The following is a 5,699-nucleotide window of genomic DNA, read 5'->3' on the forward strand; positions in this document are numbered from 1 at the left end:
CACCTGCCCCGCTCCCGGATCGACGTTTCCGAGGATGACGCGGCACATGCACCCGTATGCCACCCCATCTCCGCTCACCTGCTCGCTTACGCACTCAAGACCCCAGCTCAGCACCGAGGTCGCCCCACCCGCACCAGCCACCACCACCCGCCACACCGCTTGGAGTCTCCGATGACCGACAACGCCAGCACTGCCACCCCGCCTTCCGCCAGCGCGACGGCGACGGGAGCCGCGAGCGGCTCGGCCGCCCCCGCCGACACAGACACCGCCGCTGACACAGCCACCGCCGCTGCAACCGCTGCCGCTGCCGGCGCCGATACCGTCGACGTGCAGGCGATCGCGGCCCGCGCCTCGGCCGCGGCCCGCCCCTTCGCGCAGACGGCACCCCGCGAACGCGCCCGCGCGCTGGTCGCGGTCGCCGACGCCCTCGCCGCGGCGAGCGACGAGCTCATCGAGACCGCGATGGACGAGACCGGCCTCGCCCGGCCGCGCCTCACCGGCGAGCTCAAGCGAACGGTCGTGCAGCTGAAACTGTTCGCCGAGACCATCGTCGACGGCGCCTACCTCGACGCCCGCATCGACCCCGCCGACCCCGACTTCGTGCTCGGCCCGCGCCCCGACCTCCGGCGCACGCTGGTTCCGGTCGGGCCGGTGCTGAACTTCGCCGGCAGCAACTTCCCGTTCGCGTTCTCGGTCGCGGGCGGCGACACCGCCGCGGCACTGGCCGCCGGGTGCCCGATCATCGTGAAGGGGCACCCCGGGCATCCGGAGCTCTCGAAGCGCACCGCCGCCATCGTCACGGCCGCGCTCGCCTCAGCGGGCATGCCCGACGGCGTGTTCCAGCTCGCACTCGGGCAGGAGGCGGGCGTCACGCTGCTGAAAGACGAACGCATCCGCGCGGGCTCCTTCACGGGCTCGCTCCGCGCCGGCCGCATGCTCGCCGACATCGCCGCGGCCCGGCCCCGCCCGATCCCGTTCTTCGGCGAGCTCGGCAGCGTCAACCCGGTCTTCGTGTTCCCCTCCGCCACCGCAGATGCGGCCGCCATCGGCGCCGGTTTCGCGGCGAGCATCTCGGGCTCTGCGGGCCAGCTCTGCACGAAACCGGGCTTTCTCTTCGTGCCGGCGGATGCCGCCACCGAACTCACCGCGTCAATCGCCGCCGCGGTCGCCGATGTTCCCGAGCACCGGATGCTGAACCCGCAGATCGCGTCGGGCTTCTCGTCGCGGCAGCACACGGTGCTGGCCGTCGAGGGCGTCAGCACGGTCGTCGACGGCGCGCTGCGCACGGACGGCGAGCAGCAGGCCTGGGTGACGCCGACCGTCGCGAGCACCACGGTCGCCGCACTCGCCGCTGCCGGATCGGCGGTGCTCGACGAGGCCTTCGGCCCGCTGTCGGTGGTGGTCGCCTACGACGACGTCTCCGAGCTCACGGCACTGGCGGCAGAACTCTTCCCCGGCAACCTCACCGCCACCGTCTTCGTCGGCGAGGGCGACGCCTCGCCCGTGGTCGAGGAGTTCGTGGCGACGCTGAGCGAGACGAGCGGTCGCGTGCTGTTCGGCGGCTGGCCCACGGGCGTGGCCGTCACCCCGGCGATGCAGCACGGCGGACCGTACCCGGCCACGACGAGCGACAGCGGAACCTCGGTCGGTTCGGCGGCCATCACCCGCTTCCTCCGCGCGGTCACGTACCAGGACGCCCCCGAAGCGCTCCTGCCGCCGCAGCTGCGCGACGACAACCCGTGGAACGTGCCCCAGCGCATCGCGCCCGCCGGCGACTCCGCCGCCTGGGGCCAGCTGCGCTGACCCCGCGCGGACTCCCCGCCGACGCCCGGCCCTGCCGAGCCCCGCCCGGCCCCGCCGAGCCCGCCCGGCTGCACCCGGCTGCTCCGCCCCTGCGCATTCTGGAATAACCATTCGGACTTCGCTGAGCCGATGCGGCGCGAATACGGCGTCGATGTGGCTGAGCGGTGTCCGGGTGGACGGGCGGCGTGGCCGGCGCGCAGCGGGCGCACAGCGCCGGCGGGCGCGCAGTGCGGCCGGGCGGCCGCCCGGCCGCACGCGGAGGGCGCACAATGGGGGGATGGACGCGACCGAAGCCCTCGACGAAATCGCCTTCCGGCTTGAGACCGAGAGGGCGCCCCAGTTCAAGGTGCAGGCGTTCCGCAAGGCCTCCGCCACCGTCGGCGCCTGGAGCACCGACGAACTGCGGGCCCGTGCCGCCGACGGCCGGCTGAAGGCCACGAAGGGCATCGGTGCCAGCACCCTCGAGGTCATCCTCCAGGCGCTCGACGGCGGCATACCCGACCGGCTCGCGAAGCTCCGGAGCGCCGAGACCAGCCCGCTCACCGAGAGCGGCCGCGAGCTGCGGCCGCAGATCCGCGGTGACCTGCACGCGCACAGCGACTGGTCCGACGGCACCACACCCATCCCGCAGATGGTCGCCGCCGCGATCTCGCTCGGCCGCGAGTACCTCGCCCTCACCGACCACTCCCCGAACCTCACGGTCGCCCATGGGCTCACCGCCGAGCGGCTCGAGCAGCAGCTCGCCGAGATCGAGGGGCTCCGCGAGGTTCTCGAGAGCCGGGGTGCCGGGCTCCGGCTGCTGACCGGCATCGAGGTCGACATTCTCGACGACGGCACCCTCGACCAGCGGCCCGAACTGCTCGGCCGGCTCGACATCGTCGTGGCGAGCATCCATTCTCACCTTCGCGCAGACGCGCGAACGATGACCGAACGGATGCTCGGGGCGATCACCGACGAGCGGACCACGATCCTCGGCCACTGCACGGGCCGCCTCGTGGAGGGCTCACGCGGCACCCGCCCGCCTTCGGAGTTCGACGCCGAACGCATCTTCGCCGCCTGCGCCGAGAACGACGTCGCCGTCGAGATCAACGCACGGCCCGAGCGGCAGGATCCGCCCGACGAGCTCATCGCCCTCGCCCTCGAGGCCGGCTGCCTGTTCAGCATCGACTCCGACGCGCACGCCCCCGGCCAGCTGGCGCTGCTCGACTACGGCATCGAGCGGGCGGCGCTCTGCGGCGTGCCGGCCGAGCGCATCATCACGACGTGGCCGGTGGAGCGACTGCTCGACTGGGCGCACTGAGCGGCACCAGTGCGAACAGAATGACCCAGAGCAGCGCGGCCGTCGCGGCGGTCAGTTCGAACCAGCCACCGAGGTCGACGTGGAAGCGGAACACCGAGAACAGGCCGCCGGTCGCCGAGGCGAACAAGATGAGCGCTCCACAACCGACCGACAGCGCGAACAGCGACCGCAGGCTGTGCGCCCAGGCGGCTTGGATGATCGCCAGCCCGACCGCGGCGAAACCGAGCGTCGCCGCCGAGGTGTGAACCAGGTCGTTCACCGTCGATCCGTCGGTGAACGGCACCGGGCAGCCCGGCGTGCACGTCACGCGCGAGGCGAGCGCGATCGACGCGCAGGCGAACAGCAGCGTCGCGGTGATGCTCCAGGCGCCGAGCACGCGCACCCGGGCCCGGATGCCCGACCGACCGAGGGCCACGAGGCCGCCGCCGAAGGCGATGACGAGCAACGCCGAGTTGAAGAGCAGGGGAGTGGGGGCATCCGGAGCACCCATCTCGCTGAGGTAGACGTTGGTCGGCGACGACAGCCGGGTCGCCCAGATCGTGATGACCCCGACGGCCAGGAGCAGGGCGCCGACCAGTCGGAGTGACAGGGCGCCCGCGGGTGGGATGGCGGGCCCCCGGAATGCGGAGAACCCCGGCGACAGTGTTCGTCGCCGGGGTTCCATGGCAGTAGCTTACGCGGAGACGTCGCCTCGCCAGGCGCCGTCGGGCGAGCCCTTCGACTCGATGTACTCCTTGAAGTTCTTCAGGTCTTTCTTCACGGCGTGGTTGTCAGCACCGAGGGCTCCGCCGAGCTTCTCGAGGAAGCCCTGGGCCTCCCAGTCGAGCTGGACGGTGACGCGGCTCTCGGTGTCGCTCAGCTTGTGGAAGGTGACGACGCCGGCGTGGTCGACCTCGCCGCCGGTGCTGTTCCACGCGACGCGCTCGTCGGGGTGCTGCTCGGTGATGTTCGCTTCGAACGTCTTCTCGACGGGGCCGACCTTGACGGTCCAGACGGTGAGCGTCTCGGTCTCCTGCTTGATGGACTCGACCTCATCGAGGAATTTGGGGAACTCCTCGAACTGGGTCCACTGGTTGTAGGCGACGCTGACAGGAACGTTGACGTCGACGGTTTCGATGACCTGGGGCATTTCGGATGACTCCTTCAAATGTTCGTGATTCCGACCGGTTCCGGCGGAGGCAACACGTCGACGTTACGACGAGTCGGCAACCCCCGGCCAGCCCCTCGCTTTTGCCGCGAAACCTGCTAGGAGGGCGTTCAGGGAACACCCAGACGAGTGGAGTGCGATGATGGAGACATGAACGAAATCACTGTCTCCGAGCTGGCCGCCGTCACCGCTCCGACCATCATCGATGTGCGCGAACCCGACGAGTTCGCTGGAGGGCACGTGCCCGGCGCGGTGAACGTTCCGCTGGGTCAGCTGCAGGGCAGCGAACTGCCCGAGGGGCCGGTCTACGTGATCTGCGAGCTCGGTGGCCGCAGCGCCCGGGCGACCCAGTACCTCACGGGCCAGGGCGTCGACGCGACGAACGTCGAGGGCGGCACAGCGGCCTGGCGCGAGGCGGGCCTCGCCACGACCACCGAGTAGTCGGGCGGGCCCGCCGGCGGCGGAGCTACTGGCCGATCGCCGAAGGGGCGGATGCCGAACCCGCCTTGAGCGCGGCCAGCCGTGCATCGACCTCGGTGAGTTCGCCGAGGTCGTCGAGCTGGTCGAACTGCGCGTCGAGGCTGGAGGCAGCGAGTTCGCTCGCACCCCGCACCTTCGCCTCTTCGCGGCGGATCTTGTCTTCGAAGCGGCCGACCTCGCTGGTCGGGTCGAGGATGTCGATGCTCTTCACCGCGTCCATCACCTGCGACTGGGCGGCGGCGCTCTTCGACCGGGCGACGAGTTCGCTGCGCTTGGACTTCAGCTGCTCGAGCTTCTGCTTCATCGTGTTCAGGCCGGTCTTCAGCTTGTCGACGATCTCGGTCTGCGAGGCGATCTGGGGCTCAGCATCCTTCGCCTCGTTCTCCGACTGGATCTGGCGCTGCAGGGCGATCTTCGCCAGCGCGTCGAACTTGTCGGCGTCGGCAGCCGTGCCCTCGCCGCCCGCGGCGCGGTACTCGTCGGCCTTGCGGCTTGCGGCCAGGGCCTTCTGCCCCCAGCTCTCGGCGGCCGCCAGGTCTTCGCGGTGGTCGTCTTCGGCGAGGCGCAGGTTGCCGATCGTCTCGGCGATGGCACTCTCTGCATCGGCGATGCTGTTGGTGTAGTCGCGCACCATCTGGTCGAGCATCTTCTCCGGGTCTTCGGCGGAGTCGATGAGGGCGTTGATGTTCGCCTTCGTGAGCTGGGCGATGCGACCGAAAATGGACTGTTTTGCCATGGTTCCTTCTCTTTCTCTTCGAGCTGACTGTCGGTTGTCTCTGGACGTCTGGTGTCTGGATGCCTGAATGTGTGCCTGCGGGGTCAGAACCGGCCGCCGCCGCGCCTCGAGCGGGTGCCGCCGCCGCCGAAGCTGCCGGCGCTCCGCCCGCCGAACGAGCCGCCGCCGCCACGACTGCGGCTGCCGCCGCCCCCACCGCTGAAGCCGCCGCCCCCGCCGAAGAGGCCTCCGCC

General features: G+C 70.9%; 6 protein-coding genes. 3 read left to right on the plus strand and 3 right to left on the minus strand.

Going from position 1 to position 5,699, the window contains the following annotated elements; genetic code table 11:
• Positions 1 to 171: 171 nt before the first annotated feature.
• On the plus strand, positions 172 to 1,803 hold the full coding sequence (locus tag C5B96_RS14665; RefSeq protein ID WP_104246102.1) for an aldehyde dehydrogenase family protein: 1,632 nt from the start codon (positions 172 to 174) through the stop codon (positions 1,801 to 1,803).
• 277 nt (positions 1,804 to 2,080) lie between these two features.
• Positions 2,081 to 3,103, plus strand: coding sequence for a PHP domain-containing protein (locus C5B96_RS14670; protein ID WP_104246103.1), 1,023 nt, complete (start codon positions 2,081 to 2,083; stop codon positions 3,101 to 3,103).
• Here C5B96_RS14670 and C5B96_RS14675 read toward each other — a convergent pair.
• Both C5B96_RS14675 and C5B96_RS14680 read right to left on the minus strand, forming a co-directional pair.
• Positions 3,060 to 3,767, minus strand: a complete 708-nt coding sequence (locus C5B96_RS14675; protein ID WP_104246104.1) for a DUF998 domain-containing protein — start codon at positions 3,765 to 3,767, stop codon at positions 3,060 to 3,062. The two genes, C5B96_RS14670 and C5B96_RS14675, sit on opposite strands and share 44 nt — an antisense overlap.
• A gap of 9 nt (positions 3,768 to 3,776) precedes the next feature.
• Positions 3,777 to 4,232 carry an SRPBCC family protein gene (locus C5B96_RS14680; RefSeq protein WP_104246105.1) on the minus strand — a complete coding sequence of 152 codons (456 nt, stop codon included), beginning with the start codon at positions 4,230 to 4,232 and terminating at the stop codon, positions 3,777 to 3,779.
• A gap of 168 nt (positions 4,233 to 4,400) precedes the next feature.
• Here C5B96_RS14680 and C5B96_RS14685 point away from each other — a divergent pair, with 168 nt between their 5' ends.
• Positions 4,401 to 4,691, plus strand: a complete 291-nt coding sequence (locus C5B96_RS14685; protein ID WP_104246106.1) for a rhodanese-like domain-containing protein — start codon at positions 4,401 to 4,403, stop codon at positions 4,689 to 4,691.
• A 25-nt stretch (positions 4,692 to 4,716) separates the two neighbouring features.
• Here the strand turns inward: C5B96_RS14685 and C5B96_RS14690 are convergent, their stop codons facing one another.
• The gene (locus C5B96_RS14690; protein ID WP_104246107.1) at positions 4,717 to 5,466 is read right to left on the minus strand and encodes a PspA/IM30 family protein; all 750 of its coding nucleotides are present in this window, start codon (positions 5,464 to 5,466) and stop codon (positions 4,717 to 4,719) included.
• Positions 5,467 to 5,699 lie beyond the last annotated feature (233 nt).

Origin of the sequence: Subtercola sp. Z020 (assembly GCF_002931235.1) — a bacterium.
Taxonomy (GTDB): domain Bacteria; phylum Actinomycetota; class Actinomycetes; order Actinomycetales; family Microbacteriaceae; genus Subtercola.